Annotated in this window: 21 protein-coding genes; 7 read left to right on the forward strand and 14 right to left on the reverse strand. The window is 69.6% G+C overall.

Annotated features, from left to right (window positions below):
• Positions 1–86: 86 nt before the first annotated feature.
• Complete coding sequence (locus EPAKOI_RS07215; protein ID WP_124684349.1) at positions 87–989, forward strand: SDR family oxidoreductase; 903 nt, start codon at positions 87–89, stop codon at positions 987–989.
• Between the two features lie 66 nt (positions 990–1,055).
• On the forward strand, positions 1,056–1,976 hold the full coding sequence (locus EPAKOI_RS07220) for an alpha/beta hydrolase (protein WP_313837878.1): 921 nt from the start codon (positions 1,056–1,058) through the stop codon (positions 1,974–1,976).
• A gap of 33 nt (positions 1,977–2,009) precedes the next feature.
• On the opposite strand, the gene EPAKOI_RS07225 is transcribed toward EPAKOI_RS07220, so the two are convergent.
• Positions 2,010–2,531, reverse strand: a complete 522-nt coding sequence (locus EPAKOI_RS07225) for an O-acetyl-ADP-ribose deacetylase (protein ID WP_124684348.1) — start codon at positions 2,529–2,531, stop codon at positions 2,010–2,012.
• Positions 2,532–2,811: 280 nt separating this feature from the next.
• On the opposite strand from EPAKOI_RS07225, the gene EPAKOI_RS07230 reads away from it, so the two are divergent.
• From EPAKOI_RS07230 to EPAKOI_RS07240, 3 genes are all read left to right on the forward strand, one after another.
• Entirely contained in the window at positions 2,812–3,822 is a 1,011-nt protein-coding gene (locus EPAKOI_RS07230) for an alpha/beta hydrolase fold domain-containing protein (RefSeq protein ID WP_423193377.1), read from the forward strand.
• A 112-nt stretch (positions 3,823–3,934) separates the two neighbouring features.
• Positions 3,935–4,918, forward strand: a complete 984-nt coding sequence (locus tag EPAKOI_RS07235; protein WP_423193378.1) for a tripartite tricarboxylate transporter substrate binding protein — start codon at positions 3,935–3,937, stop codon at positions 4,916–4,918.
• Between the two features lie 59 nt (positions 4,919–4,977).
• The gene (locus tag EPAKOI_RS07240; RefSeq protein ID WP_124684345.1) at positions 4,978–5,415 is read left to right on the forward strand and encodes a YbgC/FadM family acyl-CoA thioesterase; all 438 of its coding nucleotides are present in this window, start codon (positions 4,978–4,980) and stop codon (positions 5,413–5,415) included.
• A gap of 188 nt (positions 5,416–5,603) precedes the next feature.
• On the opposite strand, the gene denD is transcribed toward EPAKOI_RS07240, so the two are convergent.
• The 7 genes from denD to EPAKOI_RS07275 all read right to left on the reverse strand — a co-directional run bounded on the left by denD (position 5,604) and on the right by EPAKOI_RS07275 (position 12,533).
• Complete coding sequence (gene denD, locus EPAKOI_RS07245) at positions 5,604–6,575, reverse strand: D-erythronate dehydrogenase (protein ID WP_124684344.1); 972 nt, start codon at positions 6,573–6,575, stop codon at positions 5,604–5,606.
• A gap of 18 nt (positions 6,576–6,593) precedes the next feature.
• Entirely contained in the window at positions 6,594–7,376 is a 783-nt protein-coding gene (otnI, locus tag EPAKOI_RS07250) for a 2-oxo-tetronate isomerase (RefSeq protein ID WP_423193379.1), read from the reverse strand.
• A gap of 39 nt (positions 7,377–7,415) precedes the next feature.
• Positions 7,416–8,774 (reverse strand): MFS transporter, encoded by a 1,359-nt coding sequence (locus EPAKOI_RS07255; RefSeq protein WP_124684342.1) that lies wholly within the window; start codon positions 8,772–8,774, stop codon positions 7,416–7,418.
• A gap of 194 nt (positions 8,775–8,968) precedes the next feature.
• The gene (locus tag EPAKOI_RS07260; protein WP_423193380.1) at positions 8,969–9,613 is read right to left on the reverse strand and encodes an aldolase; all 645 of its coding nucleotides are present in this window, start codon (positions 9,611–9,613) and stop codon (positions 8,969–8,971) included.
• On the reverse strand, positions 9,610–10,881 hold the full coding sequence (gene otnK / locus EPAKOI_RS07265; protein ID WP_423193381.1) for a 3-oxo-tetronate kinase: 1,272 nt from the start codon (positions 10,879–10,881) through the stop codon (positions 9,610–9,612). The genes EPAKOI_RS07260 and otnK overlap by 4 nt, the downstream gene beginning before the upstream one ends.
• Before the next feature lie 4 nt (positions 10,882–10,885).
• Positions 10,886–11,779 carry an L-threonate dehydrogenase gene (ltnD, locus tag EPAKOI_RS07270; RefSeq protein WP_423193382.1) on the reverse strand — a complete coding sequence of 298 codons (894 nt, stop codon included), beginning with the start codon at positions 11,777–11,779 and terminating at the stop codon, positions 10,886–10,888.
• 10 nt (positions 11,780–11,789) lie between these two features.
• Entirely contained in the window at positions 11,790–12,533 is a 744-nt protein-coding gene (locus EPAKOI_RS07275) for a FadR/GntR family transcriptional regulator (RefSeq protein WP_423193383.1), read from the reverse strand.
• 176 nt (positions 12,534–12,709) lie between these two features.
• Between EPAKOI_RS07275 and EPAKOI_RS07280 the strand changes: the two genes are divergently transcribed.
• Positions 12,710–13,144: a GNAT family N-acetyltransferase gene (locus EPAKOI_RS07280; protein ID WP_124684337.1), complete on the forward strand. Its 435-nt coding sequence runs from the start codon at positions 12,710–12,712 to the stop codon at positions 13,142–13,144.
• A gap of 34 nt (positions 13,145–13,178) precedes the next feature.
• On the opposite strand, the gene EPAKOI_RS07285 is transcribed toward EPAKOI_RS07280, so the two are convergent.
• From EPAKOI_RS07285 to EPAKOI_RS07300, 4 genes are all read right to left on the reverse strand, one after another.
• On the reverse strand, positions 13,179–14,171 hold the full coding sequence (locus EPAKOI_RS07285) for a Bug family tripartite tricarboxylate transporter substrate binding protein (protein WP_423193384.1): 993 nt from the start codon (positions 14,169–14,171) through the stop codon (positions 13,179–13,181).
• 90 nt (positions 14,172–14,261) lie between these two features.
• The gene (locus tag EPAKOI_RS07290) at positions 14,262–15,020 is read right to left on the reverse strand and encodes an SDR family oxidoreductase (RefSeq protein WP_423193385.1); all 759 of its coding nucleotides are present in this window, start codon (positions 15,018–15,020) and stop codon (positions 14,262–14,264) included.
• A 39-nt stretch (positions 15,021–15,059) separates the two neighbouring features.
• The gene (locus tag EPAKOI_RS07295; protein WP_423193497.1) at positions 15,060–15,740 is read right to left on the reverse strand and encodes a fumarylacetoacetate hydrolase family protein; all 681 of its coding nucleotides are present in this window, start codon (positions 15,738–15,740) and stop codon (positions 15,060–15,062) included.
• Positions 15,741–15,756: 16 nt separating this feature from the next.
• A complete protein-coding gene (locus EPAKOI_RS07300) occupies positions 15,757–16,710 on the reverse strand; it encodes a 2-hydroxyacid dehydrogenase (RefSeq protein ID WP_423193386.1) in 954 nt (317 codons plus the stop codon).
• A gap of 126 nt (positions 16,711–16,836) precedes the next feature.
• Here EPAKOI_RS07300 and EPAKOI_RS07305 point away from each other — a divergent pair, with 126 nt between their 5' ends.
• Positions 16,837–17,961, forward strand: a complete 1,125-nt coding sequence (locus EPAKOI_RS07305; protein ID WP_423193498.1) for a citrate/2-methylcitrate synthase — start codon at positions 16,837–16,839, stop codon at positions 17,959–17,961.
• A gap of 22 nt (positions 17,962–17,983) precedes the next feature.
• Here EPAKOI_RS07305 and EPAKOI_RS07310 read toward each other — a convergent pair whose 3' ends face one another.
• Both EPAKOI_RS07310 and EPAKOI_RS07315 read right to left on the reverse strand, forming a co-directional pair.
• A complete protein-coding gene (locus tag EPAKOI_RS07310) occupies positions 17,984–18,841 on the reverse strand; it encodes an NRDE family protein (protein WP_124684332.1) in 858 nt (285 codons plus the stop codon).
• 35 nt (positions 18,842–18,876) lie between these two features.
• Positions 18,877–19,167 (reverse strand): DUF4936 family protein, encoded by a 291-nt coding sequence (locus EPAKOI_RS07315; protein WP_423193387.1) that lies wholly within the window; start codon positions 19,165–19,167, stop codon positions 18,877–18,879.
• Between the last annotated feature and the right edge of the window lie 8 nt (positions 19,168–19,175).

Consider the following 19,175-nt stretch of genomic DNA (forward strand, 5'->3'; position numbering starts at 1 on the left):
CCTCTCCCCCAACCCCTCTCCCGCGTGCGGGAGAGGGGAGCAAAGACCAAAGACCAAAGACCATAGACAACATCGAGGAGACACCCATGAAGCAATTCGAGAACAAGGTTGCCGTGATTACCGGCGGGGCGTCGGGATTCGGCAAGGAGTTTGCGCGGATGGGCGCGCAGATGGGCATGCGGCTGGTGCTGGCCGACGTCCAGGAAGACGCGCTAGACGCCACCGTGGCCGAGTTCAAGGGCCAGGGCGCCCAGGTCATCGGCCTGCGCACCGACGTGTCGAAGGCCGAAGAGGTACAGGCGCTGGCTGACGCGGCGATGACCGCGTTTGGCGAGGTCAACCTGGTGTTCAACAATGCCGGCGTCGGCGCGGGCGGCTTTGTCTGGGAAAACACCGAGAAGGACTGGGAATGGGTGCTCGGGGTCAACCTGTACGGGGTGATCCACGGCGTACGCATCTTCACGCCGCTGATGCTGGACGCCGCCAGGAAGGACCCGTCCTTCCAGGGCCACATCGTCAACACCGCGTCGATGGCCGGGCTGCTGAACCCGCCGGCGATGGGCGTCTACAACGTGTCCAAGCACGCCGTGGTGTCGCTGACCGAGACGCTGTACCACGACCTGGGCCTGGTCACCGAACAGGTGCGCTGTTCGGTACTGTGCCCGTACTTCGTGCCAACCGGCATCAGCCAGTCGCACCGCAACCGGCCCGCAGGGCTGGCCAACGAGGCGCCGCCCACGCGCTCGCAGATGGTGTCGCAGGCGTTGTCGGACAAGGCGGTCAGCTCGGGCAAGGTCACCGCCGCCGACGTGGCGCGGCTGACATTCGACGCCATCCGCGACGAAAGCTTCTATATTTATTCGCACCCGCAGGCCCTGGCGACGGTGCAGTCCCGCATGGAACACATCGTCCGCCAGCAGAACCCCGGCGATGCGTTTGGCGACAAGCCCGAGGTGCGCGCCGGCCTGGTGGCCGCGCTGCGCGGCTGACCTGGCCACATTCTTGCATCGTCGAACGGGAGACCAGTGATGGCAGAGATGGCCAGGGAGACCATGATGACCGCACCCGCCGTGATTCACCACCTGCAGTTCGCCAACCTGCCCAACGGCACGCGGCTGCATTACGGCAGCGCGGGCGAGCAGGGCAAGCCGCTGATCCTGTTCGTGCACGGCTTTCCGGAGTTCTGGTACGCCTGGGAGCGCCAGCTTGCCGATTTCGGCCAGACCCACTTCGCGGTGGCACCCGACCTGCGCGGCTTCAACCTGTCGAGCAAGCCGGCCAGCCCGGATGCCTACAAGCCGAAGCTGCTGGTCGAGGACCTGGTGCAGTTCATCCGCGTGCTCGGCTACGAACGCTGCGTGATCGTGGCGCACGACTGGGGCGGCGCCGTCTGCTGGAACCTGGCCGCGCAGCGGCCCGACCTGGTGGAGCGGCTGGTCATCATCAACTCGCCCCACCCGTACCTGTTCGCCCGCGCGCTGTCGGCCGACCCGGCGCAGCAGCAGGCGTCGGCCTACATGAACTGGCTGCGCAAGCCCGGCGCCGAGCAGGCGCTGGCCGCCAACGACTTCGCGCTGCTGGAAAAGATGCTGACTGGCGAAGCCGGCGCGCTGCCGGCCTGGTTCACCGGCGAGACGCGCAGCCGCTATCACGGCGCGTGGTCGGAACCGGGCGACGACGGCTCGCATCCGCTGACCGGCGGCGTGAACTACTACCGGGCCACGCCGATGCACCCGCCGGCCCAGGGCGAGACCGCGCCGGACATTTCTCGGCTGGACCCGGCCATGTTCGTCGTGCGCGTTCCCACGCTCGTGATCTGGGGCGAGAACGACCGCGCGCTGCCCAAGACGCTGGTCGACGGGCTGGGCGACTTCGTGCCCGACCTGCGGCTGGAGCGCATTCCCGAAGGCACGCACTGGATCATCCACGAGCAACCCGAACGGGTGAACCTGCTGATCCGCAGCGCGCTGCCCTGAGCGCTGCCAGCCCGGCCGACCGGGCAGGGCGGCTCAGGCCAGCCGCTGCCGGTAGAGCCGGTAGTTCTCGTCGTCGTAGCAGACGAACGTCACCTGCTCGATGCTGGGCGCGCGGGCCAGCGCCTCGCGCACGGCGCCGATGGCGATGTCCACCGCCCGCTCGCGCGGAAACCCATAGATGCCGGTGCTGATGTTCGGAAACGCCACGGTGCGCAGGTTGTGCTCCGCGGCCAGCCGGATGCTGTTGCGGTAGGCGCCGGCCAGCAGCGCGTCCTCGTTCTGGCTGCCGCCGTGCCAGACCGGCCCCACGGCATGAATCACGTACGGCGCGGGCAGCAGGCCCCCCGTGGTGATGACCGCCTCGCCGGCCGGGCAGCCGCCCTGTGCGTCGCGGATGGCCCGGCACGCGGCCATGATGGCCGGCCCGCCCGCGCCATGGATCGCGCCGTCCACGCCGCCGCCGCCCAGCAGCCCGCTGTTGGCGGCATTGACGATGGCATCAACCTCCATCCGCGTGATATCCCCGTGCACAACCTGCAAGTGTTCGCCTGTCATGGTGTCTCCTGGTTCGATGGGGCTGCCGGTGCCGCGGGCGTCATGCCCGGCGCGGCACCCCTCCAGCATAGGCGGCAAACGTGCTGCTGGCAGCATGGCCGGTGATCGCGCAAAAGGTGCAGCAAAGGCAATGTCGAGGGTTATTTCGGACTGCCGGGCGGGTCAAACGCTGGCAATATACGGAAATCGAACGACCGTTCACAATTCGAACCTCCGTCACCCGAACGCCCCCGGTCGGGGCTGGTCTACACTGACCGACCGCCCGACACCGCCTGTCACCATGTCCGCCCAGCCCGCCCCGTCCGTTCCCGGCCTGCCTGCCCAGCCGCTCGACCCCCAGGTCGCGCAGTTGCTGGAGCTGATTGCGCGCGCCAGGCGTCCGGCCATCCATACGATGGACCCGGCCGACGCCAAGATCGGCTACGAGAAAAGCGCGCCGATCCTGGATCTGTCGCCGGCCCCGGTGCACGGCGTGGAGGATTTCACGGTGCCGGCGCGCGACGGGTTTGCCATTCCGGTGCGGCTGTACGCGCCGCGCGAGGCCAGCTGGGCCGATCCGCTGCCGCTGCTGGTCTATTTCCATGGCGGCGGTTTCACGGTCGGCAGCGTCAACTCGCACGATTCGCTGTGCCGCGTGTTCTGCAACGGCGCGGACTGCCTGGTGCTGTCGGTGGACTACCGGCTCGGCCCGGACTGGAAATTCCCGACCGCCGCCAACGATGCATTCGACGTGCTGCACTGGGTGTTCGCCGAAGCGGCCCGCCTGGGCGCCGACCCGGCGCGCATCGCCCTGGGCGGCGACAGCGCCGGCGGCACGCTGGCCGCGGCCTGCGCCATCGAGGCCCGCGATACCGGCCTGGCGCCGGTGCTGCAGATGCTGGTCTATCCGGGCACCAGCGCGCGGCAGGACACGCCTTCGCACCGCGCGCTGGCCGACGGCTACCTGCTGACGGCCGACATGATCCAATGGTTCTTCGCGCAGTACCTGGACCGCGACGCCAGCCGCGACGACTGGCGCTTTGCGCCGCTCGATGGCGGCGGGCAGGGGGCCGACGTGCGCGGCGTCTGCCCGGCCTGGATAGCCGTGGCCGGCTACGACCCGCTGCACGACGAGGGCGTGGCCTACGCGGCCAAGCTCCGGGCGGCGGGCGTTGTGGCAACGCTGGCCGACTATCCGACGATGATTCACGATTTCTTCAAGCTCGGGCGCTTCATCCACGCGGTGGCCGGCGCCCATGCCGACGCCGTGGCCGCCCTGCGGCAAGCCTTTGGGGCGGCGCCCGGGACGTAGCACGACGCATTCCGGCCCGACCCCCCACCAGAACCGGGGGCGGGCCAGCACCTGTTTCACGCTTTATCGAAGTCGCAACAGTGCATTTTTGCAGCAGAAGGAGACACTACTCATGCAACGCCGCCACTTTATGGCCCAGGTGGGCCTGCTCGCCGCTTCGGCCGCTGTCGGACTGGCCGCCATGCCGGCCCACGCCCAGGCGGACAAGTTTCCGAACCGCCCGATCCGCCTCGTGATCGGCTACACCGCCGGCGGTTCCACCGACATCCCGTTCCGCGTGCTCGCGGAAAACGCCTCGAAGATCCTGGGCCAGCCCGTGATCGTCGAGAACAAGCCCGGCGCCGGCGGCGTGCTGCCCGCGCAGATGATGCAGTCCACCGCGCCGGACGGCTACACGCTGGCCCAGGTGGCCATGCCCGTCTACCGCCTGCCGTACACCACCAAGATCAACTGGGACCCGGTCAAGGACCTGAGCTACGTCATCAACCTGGCCGGCTACTCGTTCGGCCTGGTCGTGCCGGCCGATTCGCCGATCAAGACGATGCAGGAGTACATCGCCTACGCCAAGGCCAACCCGGGCAAGCTCACCTACGGCTCGCCGGGGTCGATGACCACGCTGCACCTGACCATGGAAGACCTGGCCATGCGCCAGGGCGTGCAGTTCTCGCACATCCCGTACAAGGGCAATTCGGAATCGATGCAGGCGCTGCTGGGCGGCCACGTGATGTCGGTGGCCGACACGCCGGCCTGGGCCCAGTACGTGGAGCAGGGCAAGCTGCGCCTGCTGTCGACGTGGGGCGACAAGCGCTCGGCCCGCTTCCCGAACGTGCCGACGCTCAAGGAACTGGGCATGGGCATCGTGCAGACGTCGCCGTTCGGCCTGGTGGCGCCCAAGGGCACGGACCCGGCCATCGTCAAGAAGCTGCATGACGCGTTCAAGCAGGCCATGGAGATGCCGAACTACCGCGAGTCGCTGGCCAAGTTCGACATGGAGCCGTACTACATGGGCAGCGCCCAGTACGCCGCGTTTGCCGCCGACACGGTCAAGCGCGAGCGGGCAATCATCGAAAAGCTGGGGCTGGCCAAGCCGCAGTAAGCCGCAATGAACCGGCGGGGCGTTCCACGGAGCGCCCCGTTTTGCTTTTGGGGAGCCGCATGGCAAAAGAGGATTTCCGCCACAGCATGCCGCTGCGCGTGCGCTGGGCCGAAGTGGACCCGCAGTCGATCGTCTTCAACGCCCACTACCTGACGTATTGCGACATCTGCGTGACCGAATACTGGCGCGCGGTGGGCATCCGCTATCCCGAGGACGTGCTGCACGCCCACGGCGTGGACATCTTCGTGGTCAAGTCGACGCTGGAATACCACGCGTCGGCCCGCTTCGACGACATGCTCGACATCCGCGGCCGCATGGCACGCCTGGGCCGCTCCAGCATGCTGTTCCGCGTGGAGATGTATCGCGGCGAGGAACACCTGATTACCGGCGAGATCGTCTATGTGTGCGCCGACCCGAAGACCCAGAAGTCGGCGGCAATCCCGGCACAGGTGCGGGAGACGATCGGGGCGTGGGAGGTGGTGAAGCCGGGGGGGTGATTGGGGGTGATTGGATGGGCGTGGTGGGGGGCGGGGCGCTGGCCCTCTCCCCCGGCCCCTCTCCCACAACGCGGGAGAGGGGAGACCACCACGGGCATTTCGACGGCTGTCGGGGTGCTCCCCTCTCCCGCATGGCGGGAGAGGGGTCGGGGGAGAGGGCAAGCCTTTCCCCCGCCGACGCCCTTCAATCAAACCACAACCCCCGCATCCTCCGCATACCCCCGCACCACGTCGTCGAAGCTCGCGTCGCCGACGAAGCCCAGTTCCAGGGCGCGGGTGGTGTCCCACGCGGCCGGCCACGTGCCGACGATCTTCTCGATGCGTTCTTCGCGCTGCCACGTCACGCGGTCGGCCACGGCGTCGCCGGCCACGCGGCGCAGCGCGTCGACCATCTGGGCGGCCGTCACCGACAGCCCCGGCAGGTTGACCACGCGGCGGTTGCCAAAGCGGGCGCCGTCCAGTTCGATGCCGTTGACCAGCGCCTGGATGGCACCGCGCGGCGACAGCAGCCACAGCGCGGTGTCCGGCGGCACCGGGCAGTTGGCGGCCACGCCGGCCAGCGGCTCGCGGATGATGCCGCTGGCGAACGACGATGCCGCCGCGTTCGGCTTGCCCGGCCGCACGCTGATGGTCGGCAGCCGCAGCACGCGGCCATCGACAAAGCCCTTGCGGCTGTAGTCGGACAGCAGCAGCTCGCCGATGGCCTTCTGCGCGCCGTACGACGACTGCGGGTTCAGCGCCGTGTCGTCCTGCACCACGGCCGGCAGCTTGCCGCCGTACACCGCCACCGAACTCGTGAACACCACGCGCGGCACGTGGCCGAGCTGGCGGCACGTTTCCAGCAGCGCGCGCGAGGCGTCCAGGTTCACGCGCATGCCCAGGTCGAAATCGGCCTCGGCCTGCCCGCTGACCACGGCGGCCAGGTGGAAGATCGCGCCGGTGTCGCGGTCGATGGCCTGCGCCAGCACGGCGGGGTCCGACAGGTCGCCGGTCACCACGCGCACGCGGGCATCGTCGATCTGCGGCGCCACCACGTCCAGCAGCGTCAGGCGGTCGATGGAGACGGCGCGGCCGTCCAGGTTCAGGCTGCCGCGCTTGAGCAGCAGGCGGGCCAGCTGCAGGCCCAGGAAACCGGCGCCGCCGGTGATCAGTACGTTCATGGTGCGGACAATCCTCGGTTATCGCTTCAGGTACGGCTTGAGCCAGCCCAGCCCGGCCGACGTGCCGGCGCGCGGCCGGTACTCGCAGCCGATCCAGCCGGTGTAGCCCAGGCGGTCGATCACGTCGAACAGGTACGGGTAGTTCAGCTCGCCCACGTCCGGCTCGTGGCGCTCGGGCACGCCGGCAATCTGGATATGGCCGATGCCGGCAAAGTCGCGCTCCAGCTTCCTGGCGATGTCGCCCTCGACGATCTGGCAGTGGTAGCAGTCGAACTGCACCTTCAGGTTGGCGGCGCCCACCTGCTGGCAGATGGCCTGGCCGTCGTCCTGCCGGTTCAGGAAGTAGCCGGGCATGTCGCGCGCGTTGATCGGCTCGATCAGCACGGTCATCCCGTGCGCGGCGGCCGACGCAGCCGCGTAGGCCAGGTTCTCCAGGTAGACCGCGCGGCAGCGGGCGCGGTCGGCGTCCGCCGGCACGATGCCGGCCATCACGTGGACGCGGTCGTTGCCGATGACCGCCGCATACTCCAGCGCGCGGGCAAACGCGGTGCGGAACTCGGCCTCGCGGCCCGGCAGCGCGGCCATGCCGCGTTCGCCGGCGGCCCAGTCGCCCGGCGGCGCGTTGAACAGGGCCTGCGTCAGGCCGTGGTCGTCGAGCCGCTTGCGGATCTCGGCGGCCGGATGGTCGTACGGGAACAGGTACTCCACGGCCTGGAAGCCGTCCTTTGCCGCGGCGGCAAAGCGGTCCAGGAAGTCGTGCTCCGTGTACATCATCGAGAGGTTCGCGGCAAAGCGCGGCATGTCAGGTCTCCTTGGACGACAGGTTCGACAGGTTCGATATCAACGGTTGACCAGCTTCGCCGGCGTCAGCCAGACCAGCAGCGCGCCCACCACCAGGATGGCCGACAGCACGTACATCGGCAGCTGCGTGCTCTGCGTCAGGTCCTTGAGCGCGCCCACCATGTACGGCGACACAAAGCCGGCCAGGTTGCCCACCGAGTTGACCACGGCGATGCCCGACGCGGCGGCGATGCCGCTCAGGAACGCGGTCGGCAGCGACCAGAACAGCGGCGCGCAGGTCAGCACCCCGGCGGCGGCCAGCGACAGCGCCGCGATGGCCACCGTCGTATTGTGGGTGAACGATGCCGCAATCGCAAAGCCCGTGGCGCCCATCAGCGCCGGCACGATCAGGTGCCAGCGGCGCTCGCGCCGGGCGTCGGCGCTGTGGCCCAGGATGTTCATGACCACGATGGCGCACAGGAACGGAATGGCCGACAGCAGCCCGATGTTGAGGTTGCCGGTCACGCCGCTGGCCTTGACCAGCGTCGGCATCCAGAACGTCAGCGCGTACTGGCCGGTCACGAAGCAGAAGTAGATCAGGCACATCCACCAGACGCGGCGGTCGCTGAACACGGCGCCCAGCGAGTGCACGTTGCGCTGGCCGCCCGTGGTGGCCGCGGCGGACGCCGCGCGCTCGTCGTCCTCGATGTTGCGCTTGAGCACGCGCTTTTCGTCGGCGCTGAGCCATGGGGCCTTGTCGATGCCGTCGCGCAGCACAAAGACCGTCACGATGCCGATCACGAACGCGGGCAGCGCCTCGATGAAGAACATCCACTGCCAGCCGGCCCAGCCGTGCGTGTCGTGGAAGGCGTCCATGATCCAGCCCGACAGCGGGTTGCCGAACATGCCGGCCACCGGGATGCCCGACATGAACAGCGCGATCATCTTGGCGCGCCGGTGCGACGGGTACCAGTACGTCAGGTACAGGATCACGCCCGGATAGAAGCCGGCCTCGGCCAGGCCCAGCAGGAAGCGCATCACGTAGAACTGCGTCGGCGTCTGCACGAACACGAACGCGGCCGAGATGATGCCCCAGGTGATCATGATCCGCGCGATCCAGACCCGCGCGCCGATCTTGTGCATCAGCAGGTTGCTGGGCACCTCGAACAGGAAGTAGCCGATGAAGAACAGGCCGGCGCCCAGGCCGAACACGGTCTCCGAGAACTGCAGGTCCTGCGCCATCTGCAGCTTGGCAAAGCCGACGTTGACGCGGTCGAGATAGGCGATCACGTAGCACAGCATCAGGAACGGCATGATGCGCCAGAACACCTTGTTGTAGGCGCGTTTTTCAACGGCCTGGTCGGCGTCTAGCCGGCCGTCGGCGGCAGGGGTCCCCACCGCGGGGTTGGATGCGGTCATTTTGAAAAGTCTCCTTGATGGAACCGGCTGGGGGTGGTCTCCCGCTCCCGCTGGGCGGGACCGGGCCGGGGAGAGGGCAGGGCGTTGTTATGGGTCGTCGCCCGGTCCGGGCGCTGGCCTTCTCCCCCGGCCCCGCCGCCGCGCGCGGCAGCGGGGCGCAAAACTATGGGTGTGGCGTGGACGGACCTACCGGCCTACCACTTCGCGCCGAACGTGTCGCGCAGCTCCGCCAGCGCGGTTTCGTCCAGCGCCCCGGGCTTGTCGCGCAGCATCATCCAGAGCCGGGCGGTCTCTTCCAGCTCCTCCAGCGCCCATGCCGCGCGCGACACGCTGTCTTCCCACACCACCGGCCCCAGCCGCGCCAGCAGCACGCCGCGCACGGCGTTGGCCAGCTCGGCCACGCGCGCGGCCACGGCCGGGTCGCCGGGGCGGTGGTAGGGGATCAGCGGGATATGGCCGACCTTCATCACGTAGTACGGCGTGATGGGCGGCAGCACGTCGTCGGGCTGCCAGACGCCGGCCAGCGTCAGCGCGACCAGGTGCGTCGAATGCGCGTGGACCACGCCGTGCGCGTTCGGGTTGTTGTCGTAGACGCAGCGATGCAGCGTCAGCGTCTTCGACGGCTTGTCGCCAGACACCCACGTGCCGTCCGTGGCCACCTTGGCCACGCGCGCCGGGTCCAGCGTGCCCAGGCACGCATCGGTCGGCGTGATCAGCCAGCCGTCGTCCAGCCGGGCGCTGATGTTGCCGGCCGTGCCGACCGTGTAGCCACGCTGGTACAGGCTGGCGCCGACCTGGCAGATTTCCTCGCGCAGTGCGCTTTCCCGGCTCGATGTCATGCCGCCGCTCCCAGCGCCCGCAGCGCCTCGTCGAAGAAGTCCTCGCCGCCGAAGTTGCCCGATTTCAGGGCCAGCGCCAGCGGCGCGTCGTCCAGCGTGACCGTGGCCGGCACGCCGGGGGCAATCTGGCGGCCGATGCGCAGCGACTGCACGCCCAGCGCCTGGACCACCGCGCCCGACGTCTCGCCGCCCGCCACCACAAAGCGTCGCGTGCCGCGCGCCTTCAGCCCGGCCGCGATGCTGGCCAGCGCGTGCTCCACCAGCTCGCCGGCGCGCGCCACGCCCAGTTCGGCCTGCACGGCCTTGACCTCGTCGGCCTGCGCGGTGGCGTAGATCAACACCGGGTCGTCGTGCTGCGCGGCCAGGGCCAGCGCCTCGTCCACCACGCCGTCCTGGCGGGCCAGCCGCAGCGGATCGATCCGCATGGCCGGGCGGCCCTGGGCGATCCAGCGCGCCACCTGGCCGTTCGTCGCGCGTGACGCGCTGCCGGCCAGCACCACGCCCGGCCCGGCCACGGCCGGCACCTCGGCCGCGTTGTCGCGCACCGGCAGCAACCCGGCGCGGCGGAAGTTCTCGGGCAGGCCCAGCGCAATGCCCGAGCCGCCCGTGATCAGCGGCAGCGCGGCGCAGCCTTCGCCCAGCGCCAGCAGGTCGGCGTCGGAAATCGCATCGGCAATCGCCAGCTTCACGCCCTGGCCGCGCAGTGCGTCGATCCGGGCGCGGATGGCAGCGGCGCCGCCCGCCACCGTGTCGTAGCGCAGCAGGCCCACGGGCGCCTGGCTCTGGCGCTGCAGCACGCGCACCAGGTTGGCGTCGGTCATCGGCGTGAGCGGATGGTGCTCCATGCCCGATTCGCTGAGCAGCGTGTCGGCCACGAACAGGTGGCCGCGGAAGATCGTGCGGCCGTTCTCGGGGAAGGCCGGGCAGGCGATCGTGAAGTCGCTGCCCAGCGCGCCCAGCAGCGCCTCGGCCACCGGGCCGATGTTGCCGGCGTCGGTCGAATCGAACGTCGAGCAGTACTTGAACACGAACTGGCGGCAGCCCTGGGCGCGCAGCCATTCGAGCGCGGCCAGCGACTGCGCCACGGCGTCGTCGGCCGGGATCGTGCGCGACTTCAGCGCCACGACCACCGCGTCGGCGTCCACCGTGCCGACCGGCACGCCGATCGTCTGCACGGTGCGCATGCCGTTGCGCACGAGCGTGTTGGCCAGGTCCGTGGCGCCGGTGAAGTCGTCGGCGATGCAGCCAAGCAGGGGACGGTTGCTCATCGTCTTACTCCTTGGGCTGCGGCAGGTCGATGCCCGGGAAGATCTTGATAACGGCCGAATCGTCCTCGCCGCCGTGGCCGGCCGTGGACGCCATCATGAACATCTGGTGCGCGGCGGCGGACAGCGGCAGCGGGAATTTGCTGGTGCGGGCCGTGTCCAGCACCATGCCCAGGTCCTTCACGAAGATGTCGACGGCCGACAGCGGCGTGTAGTCGCCAGCCAGGATGTGCGGCACGCGGTTCTCGAACATCCACGAATTGCCGGCGCTATGGGTGATCACGTCGTACAGCGCGTCGGGGTCCACGCCTTCGCGCAGGCCCAGCGCCATGGCCTCGGCCGCCGCGGCGATATGCACGCCGGCCAGCAACTGGTTGATGATCTTGACCTTGGAGCCGGCGCCGTGGGCGTCGCCCAGCCGGTAGACCTTGCCGGCGATGGCGTCCAGCACGTCCTCGGCCAGCGCGTAGGCATCGGCCGGGCCCGACGTCATCATCGTCATTTCGCCACTGGCGGCACGGGCCGCGCCGCCCGAGACCGGCGCGTCGAGCATCAGCAGGCCATGGCCGGCCAGCCGCTTGCCGAGCGATTCGGCAAAGCCGGGCGGCACGGTGGCGCTGGCAATCACGAGCTTGCCGGCCGCCATTTTCGGCACGGCACCCTGTTCGCCAAACAGCACGGCCTCGGTCTGCGCGGCGTTGACGACCAGCGTCAGCACCACGTCGCAGCGTTCGCCAAGCTCGGCCGGGCTGCCGCACGGCACGCCGCCGGCATCGGCAAAGCGGCGCAGCACGTCGTCGCGCAGGTCGCACGCATGCACGCGAAAGCCGGCGCGCAGCAGCGACTGCGCCACGCCGTAGCCCATCGCGCCCAGGCCGATGACGCCAATATTTCTGGACATGGAATTCTCCTCAGTGCGACAGGCCGGACGGCAGGTCGCCGGCGGCGCTGTCGTCGTCGCCAAGCTGCGAGAGCCGGCGCGCCGCGTTGTACATGTGGTTCTGGGCCGCGTTGCGCGCGGCGTCGGGGTCGCCCGCGCGGATGGCGGCGACGATGGCCTGGTGCTCCTCGCGCACCTGGCGCGAGAAATCCTCGCGGCGCGCCTCGTTGGTCCGGGTGACCTGCGTGGCGGTTTCCAGGTACTGGCTCAGGAACGCCAGCGTCTTCAGGAAGTAGGGGTTGCCGGTGGCCTCGGCGATGGCGCGGTGGAACGCCACGTCGGCGGCCACGCCGTCGCCGCCGTCGGCCACCTCGGCATCGATGCGCGTCAGTGCGGCGTCGATGCCCGCCATGGCCGCGTCGGAGCGGCGCCGGGCGGCCTGCGCGGCCACCTCGGCCTCGATCGACCGGCGCAGCTCGACGATCTGCAGCACCGATTCCAGCGTGGCGACGTCGGTGTAGTCAATCCGCAGCGGCCGGATGCCGGCCTGCTCGGTCACGAACACGCCGCTGCCCTGGCGCGATTCCACCAGCCCCTCGTACTTGAGCCGGGCGATGGCCTCGCGGATCACGGTCCGGCTGACGCCGAACTCCTCGGACAGCACGGCCTCGGTCGGCAGCTTGGCGCCGCGCGGGAACACGCCGCCCTCGATCTTTTCGAGTAGCTGTTCGGCCACGCTGTCGGTCAACGCACGGGCAGGAATTTTCTGGAACATCGTCGTCACGTCATCGGGTAGTCAGGTCATCATACAAATTTCACGGACGTGTGGCAGGCGGGTTATCCCTAGGATGGTGCGCACGCTGTCCGGTAATCGCACAACGCGCGTTGGCGGCTTGACCAGGCGCGGCGTATGATTGCGCCTCTCTTCCGACTTCCTGATTCCCCCGCATCATGTCCGCCACTGCCAATTCCGTCCTGGTCTGCCCATGGGATGACGCCCGCGAGCGCGCCCGCGCCATCCGCTACAGCGTGTTCGTGGAGGAGCAGGGAGTGCCGGTGGAACTGGAATGGGACGACATGGACGCGCCAAGCTGGCACGCGCTGGCCTTCGACGCCGACGGCACGCCCGTGGCGACCGGCCGGCTGCTGCCCGACGGCCACATCGGCCGGATGGCGGTGCTGAAATCGGCGCGCGGCACCGGCATGGGTGCCCGGGTGCTGGACGCCCTGATGGCCAAGGCGGCCGAACTCGGCTACGCCGAGCTGATCCTGAACGCCCAGACCCACGCCGCGCCGTTCTATGCGCGCGTGGGCTTTGCGCAGGTGGGCGGGGAATTCGAGGAAGCCGGCATCCCGCACGTGGAGATGCGCAAGCGCATCGGCTAGGCCCGGCGCCAGGCGGCGCGGGCCCGCCCGACGGTCATTCCGGCTGGATCGCCGCCTCCTTGACCACCTTGCCCCACTTGGCCAGGTCCGACTTGATCAGCGCCGCATACTCCTGCGGCGTGCCGCCCTGTACCTCGATACCGGCCGCTTCCAGCTTGGCCCGCACCTCGGGCAGCTTCAGCGCGGCGTTGATCTCGGCATTGAGCTTCGCCACGATTTCCTTCGGCGTGCCGGCCGGCGCCAGGAAACCGCCATTGGTGTTGGCGTCGTAGCCCTTGAGGCCCTGTTCCTCGGCCGTCGGCACGTTCGGCAGCGCCTTGGACCGCTTGCGCGTGGACACCGCCAGCGCCCGCACGTTACCCGACTTCACCTGTTCCTGGATGGCGCTGATCGTGTCGATGTAGAGCACCGTGCGGCCCGCGATCAGGTCCGGATGCGCGGCCGACGAGCCCTTGTACGGCACCAGCAGCACCGGCGCGCCGCTGACCATGCGGAACATCTCGGCGGCCATTTCCTGCGCGCTGCCACGGCCCGACGTGGCCACCTTGGCCTCGGCCGGATTGGCCTTCATCCACGTCACCAGTTCCGGCACGGTCTTGACCGGCAGCTTGGGATACGCGGCAAACACCAGTGGAATCTCGTGCGTGTAGACAATCGGCTCGAAGCTCTTTTCCGGGTCCCAGCCCAGGTTCTTGAACAGGAACTTGTTGATGTTGTGGCTGCCGCCGACGATGCCGATCGTGTAGCCGTCCGGCTTGGCGTTGGCCAGCATCGCCGTGCCGAGGTTGTTGGACGCGCCGGGGCGGTTTTCCACGACGAACGGCTGGCCCAGCTTGACCGACAGCTTCTCGCCAACCACGCGCGCGATCAGGTCGATGCCGCCGCCAGCGGGCGCGGGCACGATGATCGTGACCGGACGGGCGGGGTAGTTGGGCTGGGCCAGGGCCGTGCCGGGCGCCACCATCATGGCGGCGCAGCCGGCCATCGTGGCAATCAGGGTCGTGAACGGGCGAGTGGTGATACGCATGGTTTGTCTCCGTATGGATGCGGTTGAGCTGATGTCAACTCTGGTGGCGCCCCCCCGGCTGCCAAGCCGGGGCGCGCGGGGATCGGGAAGTCAGCCGCGGCCGACGAACGGCATGGCCGTGGCCATGACGGTCATGTTCAGCACGTTGGCGTCCAGCGGCAGCGACGCCATGTGCCGCACGGCGTCGGCCACGTGCCGGGCGTCCATCATCGGCTCGGGCGCCGTGGTGCCGTTGGCCTGCAGCACGCCGCGCGTCATGCGCTCGGACAGCTCGGTCAGCGCGTTGCCGATGTCGACCTGCCCGGCGGCGATGCCGTAGGCGCGGCCATCGAGCGCCAGCGCCTTGGTCAGCCCGCTGACCGCGTGCTTGCTGGCCGTGTACGGCGCCGTGAACGGCCGCGGCGTGTGGGCCGACACCGAGCCGTTGTTGATGATCCGGCCGCCCTGCGGCGTCTGGCGGCGCATCAGGCCGAACGCGGCCCGCGCGCACAGGAAGACGCCGGTCACATTGGTGTCGATCACGTTGAACCACTTTTCCAGCGGCAGTTCGTCGACCGGTACGGCCGGGGCGTTGACGCCGGCGTTGTTGAACAGCAGGTCGAGCCGGCCGAACGCGCGCTCGATGGTGTCGAACAGCGCCTGCACGCTGGCCGGGTTGGTCACGTCGGTCGGCACGGCCAGCGCGGACTGGCCGCGCGTGGCGGCGTCGGCCACCAGCGTCTGCAGCGGGTCGGCGCGCCGGCCGGCCAGCACGACGGTCCAGCCGTCGTCGAGCAGCGCCAGCGCGGTCAGCCGGCCCACGCCGCTGCCAGCGCCGGTCACCAGGGCAATGCGTCGGGATGCGTTCATGGTGTCTCCTTTTGTGTTGTGTCGCGGGGGCGGGGCCGTCTAGCCGACGGTCAGCGCGATATCGCCGATGCCGGCCACGCCGGCGCGCACCACGTCGCCGCGCTGCAACGGCGCGACGCCGGCCGGCGTGCCGGTAAAGATCAGGTCGCCCGGCAGCAGCGCCACCGAGCGCGACAGCATCGCCACCAGCTCGGGCACCGGCCATAGCAAATCGGCCAGATCGGCGCGCTGGCGCGTCTCGCCATTGACCGACAGATGGATGGCGCCGCTGGCCGGGTCTGCGCAGCGCGCCGCCGGCAGGATCGGGCTGCACGGCGCCGAATGGTCGAATGCCTTGGCCGGTTCCCACGGGCCGCCGGACTGCTTGGCAACCCGCTGCAGGTCGCGCCGCGTCATGTCGAGCCCGACCGCATAGCCCCAGACATGCGCCAGCGCCTGGCCCGGGTCGATGTCCCGGCCGCCGCGCCCGATGGCGACCACCAGTTCCACCTCATGGCAGAACTCGTCGGTGCCGGGCGGGTAGGGCAGCGCGCCACGCGCGGGTTCGACGGCCGTGGCCGGCTTCATGAACCACGCGGGCATTTCGCGCGGCGCCGGCTCGTCGGGCGACCAGCGGTAGTTGCGGCCGATGCAGAACACGCGGGCGACGGGAAACTGCGCGGTGCTGCCGACCACGGGCAGCGCGCGCGGCGCCAGCGGCGGGACGACGTATTCGGTCATGGCCACCATGGCGCGCTCAGGTGGTCAGGCTCATGGTCGGACGCTTGCCGGCCAGCGCCTCGGCCACGCTGTCCAGCACCATGCGGGCCATGGCGCCGCGCGTCTCCCACGTGGCGCTGGCGCGGTGGGCCTGCAGCGTGGTGCGGTCGGACTGGCGCAGCGCCGCCGGCACGCGCGGCTCGTCGACAAACACGTCCAGCCCGGCGCCCGCGATGCGGCCCGCCTCGATGGCCTGCGCCAGATCGGCCTCGTTGACCAGCCGGCCGCGCGCCACGTTGACCAGATAGCCGCGCGGGCCCAGCGCGTCGAGCACGGCGGCGTCGATGATGCCCTCGGCCTTGTCGGCGGCGGCGCACAGCACCAGCGCGTCGCTGTCGCGCGCCAGGTCGAGCAGGCCAGGCACGAAGGTGTGCGGCACGTCATCCATCGCACGCAGGTCCGTATAGCGGATGGGGCAGCCAAACGCGGCGGCGCGCGTGGCGACGGCCCGGCCGACACGGCCCATGCCGACGATGCCGACGCGCATGCCGCTGAAGCGGCGCGCGAGCGGAATCGCCGACGGCGACGGATGCAGTTCCCACTGGCCGTCCCGCACGAAGCGGTCGCCGGCGCAGATGTTGCGGCAGGCCGCGATCAGCAAACCGATGGCCAGGTCGGCCACGTCCTCGGTCAGCGCGCCCAGCGTCGCCGTGACCGGCAGCCCGCGTTCGCGGCACCACGCCAGGTCCACGGCATCGGTGCCCACGCCATTGACGGCCACCACCTTGAGCGCCGGCAACTGCTCCAGCATCGCCCGCGAAATGCCGGTGTGGCCGCCGGTGATGACGGCCTGGATCGACGCGCCGTGCTCGCGCAGCCAGGCGGCCGGATCGGCGATCTCGAAGAACTTGTGCACGTGGTAAAGCGCGGCCAGCTCTTCATTGGCGGCCGGGATCAGGATCGGATTCAGTTGCAGGATCTGGGGCTTCATCGCGGGGGCTTGTCTCTCGTTGCAGGTTGACAGCATCGTAGGCAATAGTTGATTGTCGACGCAATCTTGATATATAAAATCAACATAAATCAGCCAAGCGAGTGACTTGTGGGAACCTGGATTTCGATGGACGAGGCGTGTTCGCGCCTGGGTGTGCGGCCGCAGACCGTCTATGCATACGTGAGTCGCGGCAAGATCGAGGTCATGTCCGACCCGACCGATACGCGCCGCAGCCTGTACCGCGCCGAGGACGTGGCGATGCTGTCGCGCCGCAAGCAGGCCGGGCGCAAGCACGAGACGCTGGCCACCAACACGCTGTTCGGCGCCGAGCCGAGCATCCCCACCGCCATCTCGACATTCGTGCGCGAACGGCTCTACTACCGGGGCCACGACGCCGTGGCGCTGGCCGAATCGGCCACGCTGGAGCAGGCCGCGCACCTGCTCTGGGACGCCGCCCAGCCCGTGGATTTTTCGTCATCGACGCCGATCGGCAAGCCGGGCCGCGTGGCCGCGTTCCAGGCCCTGGCCGAGCGCGCCGCGACCGGCCATTCCACGCACGGACGCATGACGCGCGTGCTGCATGGCGAGGGTCAGGAGCTGGTGGGATTGCTGGCCAATGCGTTCGGCGCGCAGCCGGGCGCGCAGCCGCTGCACCTGCGGCTGGCGCAGGGCTGGGGACAGCCGCCAGCGGTGGCCGAATTGCTACGGATTGCGATGGTGCTGCTGCTCGACCACGAATTGACCAGTTCGGCGTTCGCGGCGCGCATCGCGGCATCCACCGGGGCGTCGCTGCCGGCCTGCCTGCTGTCGGGGCTGACGACGCTGTCGGGGCCGCTGCATGGCGATGCGTCGGGCCGGGTCAAGGCGCTGTTCGCGGAACTGGATCGCCAGGGCGAGGACGAGGTGCTGGCGCACCATCTGTCGACGGGCCAGCCGCTGCCGGGCTTTGGCCACCATCTCTATCCCGAGGGCGACCCCCGCGCGGCGGCGTTGCTGAAACGGTTCGATCCGCCGCCCGTGATCGCGCGCTTTATCGAGAAGGCCACCCGGCTGACCGGGCTGCAGCCGAACTTTGATGTGGCGCTGGCGGCGTTGGTCACGCACTACCGGCTGCCGGACGACGCCGCGTTCGGCACGTTCGCCATCGCGCGCAGCGTCGGGCTGCTGGCGCATAGCCTGGAACAGTTGAGCGTGGGGCAGGTGATTCGCCCGCGCGGCCGCTACGTCGGCGCGGCCCCGGCGCGGGTCTAGCGCGGAGGACTAGCGCGGAGGACTAGCGCGGCGCCGGCACGGTGCCGGTGTCGCGGGTGACGTTGAGGCGGCCCTGGTAGCTGACCTCGCCGGTCTGGCCGTCGGCGTCGAAGCTGCGCTCGACGAAATCGAACCGGCCGTCATGGCGCACACGCAGCACCGTGCTGGCGCGCGTGCCGTAGCTGGGCGAGCGGATGAACGCCGACGACAGCAGCTTTTCCCACTCGGGGGCCACGCCGGTGCTGGGTAATTCCCAGTCGGGCGCCTGCTTCTCATCGGCCAGCATCTGCAGGTACGGGTCGGGGCTTGATCCGAACTGGCCACGGTCGGCGGCCAGTACCTCGCACAGCGCGCCCACGCGGCTGCGCACCTTGGGCCACGGCGTATCGAGCAGCGCGTTCGACAGGCCGTACAGGCCCGGCTTGAGCCGCTGCGGCTGGCCGGACTTCGACCGGTTGCTGTACCACCAGAGATCGTGCAGGTCGCTCGCCAGCAGGTTGAAGCCGTTGTAGGCGCCGTGCGCGCGGGCCAGGTCCTGCAGGTAGTCGGCCGGGCCCTGGCCGCCGCGCAGGAAATGCGACACCAGCTCGCCGCGCGAGCGGGCGTCTGTGCGTTTTTCGGACGGGGCGCGGAAGTTGGTCAGCGCGGCAAAGCGCGCGCGGGAGTCGTCGGGCCATTCGGGCGACGCGGCATTGGCGATGCCCATCCACGTGCCGGCATCGCCAATCACTTCCGCCAGGTCGCGGCCGCCCAGCACCTCGGGGGCGTCGTGCCACCAGTGCGCGGGCGCCGCCGGGCGGGCATAGAATTCGTCGCGGTTGCCGGCCACCACCAGGGCATAGTCCGGGTGGGATTGCCAGGCCACCAGTATCAGACACATGGGGCTTCCTTTGCTACGGCGCTGGCCCGCGGGGGCTACAGCGCGTCGAGGTCGATGAACCGCTCGCTCATGCGTTCGCCGCTGATCCATTGCGCCAGACCGGTCTGGCGCCAGAGACCGTCGAGCGTTGCATCGAACGCGGGCGGGACATCGGCATAACACTCCATCCACGTCTGCAGGCCGGCCCGGGTCTCGGGCCTGCGCATCAGCGTACCACCAATCCCGGTTGCCTCGGCGACCGTTTCCATCCAGCGGTGCCAGTGCGGCAGGGCGTCGGCCGCGTGCGCGTCGGGCACCTTGAAGTAGACGTAGAGATGATCGCTCATGGTGGAGT

Origin of the sequence: Cupriavidus sp. H18C2, from assembly GCF_049393795.1 — a bacterium.
Taxonomy (GTDB): Bacteria; Pseudomonadota; Gammaproteobacteria; order Burkholderiales; family Burkholderiaceae; genus Cupriavidus; species Cupriavidus pauculus_C.

What these genes read in the sequence shown, in the direction of transcription:
- EPAKOI_RS07215 (WP_124684349.1), top strand. Translation starts at nt 87, where the DNA reads ATGAAGCAATTCGAGAACAAGGTTGCCGTGATTACCGGCGGGGCGTCG.
- EPAKOI_RS07220 (WP_313837878.1), top strand. Translation starts at nt 1,056, where the DNA reads ATGACCGCACCCGCCGTGATTCACCACCTGCAGTTCGCCAACCTGCCC.
- EPAKOI_RS07225 (WP_124684348.1), bottom strand. Translation starts at nt 2,531, where the DNA reads ATGACAGGCGAACACTTGCAGGTTGTGCACGGGGATATCACGCGGATG.
- EPAKOI_RS07230 (WP_423193377.1), top strand. Translation starts at nt 2,812, where the DNA reads ATGTCCGCCCAGCCCGCCCCGTCCGTTCCCGGCCTGCCTGCCCAGCCG.
- EPAKOI_RS07235 (WP_423193378.1), top strand. Translation starts at nt 3,935, where the DNA reads ATGCAACGCCGCCACTTTATGGCCCAGGTGGGCCTGCTCGCCGCTTCG.
- EPAKOI_RS07240 (WP_124684345.1), top strand. Translation starts at nt 4,978, where the DNA reads ATGGCAAAAGAGGATTTCCGCCACAGCATGCCGCTGCGCGTGCGCTGG.
- denD (WP_124684344.1), bottom strand. Translation starts at nt 6,575, where the DNA reads ATGAACGTACTGATCACCGGCGGCGCCGGTTTCCTGGGCCTGCAGCTG.
- otnI (WP_423193379.1), bottom strand. Translation starts at nt 7,376, where the DNA reads ATGCCGCGCTTTGCCGCGAACCTCTCGATGATGTACACGGAGCACGAC.
- EPAKOI_RS07255 (WP_124684342.1), bottom strand. Translation starts at nt 8,774, where the DNA reads ATGACCGCATCCAACCCCGCGGTGGGGACCCCTGCCGCCGACGGCCGG.
- EPAKOI_RS07260 (WP_423193380.1), bottom strand. Translation starts at nt 9,613, where the DNA reads ATGACATCGAGCCGGGAAAGCGCACTGCGCGAGGAAATCTGCCAGGTC.
- otnK (WP_423193381.1), bottom strand. Translation starts at nt 10,881, where the DNA reads ATGAGCAACCGTCCCCTGCTTGGCTGCATCGCCGACGACTTCACCGGC.
- ltnD (WP_423193382.1), bottom strand. Translation starts at nt 11,779, where the DNA reads ATGTCCAGAAATATTGGCGTCATCGGCCTGGGCGCGATGGGCTACGGC.
- EPAKOI_RS07275 (WP_423193383.1), bottom strand. Translation starts at nt 12,533, where the DNA reads ATGTTCCAGAAAATTCCTGCCCGTGCGTTGACCGACAGCGTGGCCGAA.
- EPAKOI_RS07280 (WP_124684337.1), top strand. Translation starts at nt 12,710, where the DNA reads ATGTCCGCCACTGCCAATTCCGTCCTGGTCTGCCCATGGGATGACGCC.
- EPAKOI_RS07285 (WP_423193384.1), bottom strand. Translation starts at nt 14,171, where the DNA reads ATGCGTATCACCACTCGCCCGTTCACGACCCTGATTGCCACGATGGCC.
- EPAKOI_RS07290 (WP_423193385.1), bottom strand. Translation starts at nt 15,020, where the DNA reads ATGAACGCATCCCGACGCATTGCCCTGGTGACCGGCGCTGGCAGCGGC.
- EPAKOI_RS07295 (WP_423193497.1), bottom strand. Translation starts at nt 15,740, where the DNA reads ATGACCGAATACGTCGTCCCGCCGCTGGCGCCGCGCGCGCTGCCCGTG.
- EPAKOI_RS07300 (WP_423193386.1), bottom strand. Translation starts at nt 16,710, where the DNA reads ATGAAGCCCCAGATCCTGCAACTGAATCCGATCCTGATCCCGGCCGCC.
- EPAKOI_RS07305 (WP_423193498.1), top strand. Translation starts at nt 16,837, where the DNA reads ATGGACGAGGCGTGTTCGCGCCTGGGTGTGCGGCCGCAGACCGTCTAT.
- EPAKOI_RS07310 (WP_124684332.1), bottom strand. Translation starts at nt 18,841, where the DNA reads ATGTGTCTGATACTGGTGGCCTGGCAATCCCACCCGGACTATGCCCTG.
- EPAKOI_RS07315 (WP_423193387.1), bottom strand. Translation starts at nt 19,167, where the DNA reads ATGAGCGATCATCTCTACGTCTACTTCAAGGTGCCCGACGCGCACGCG.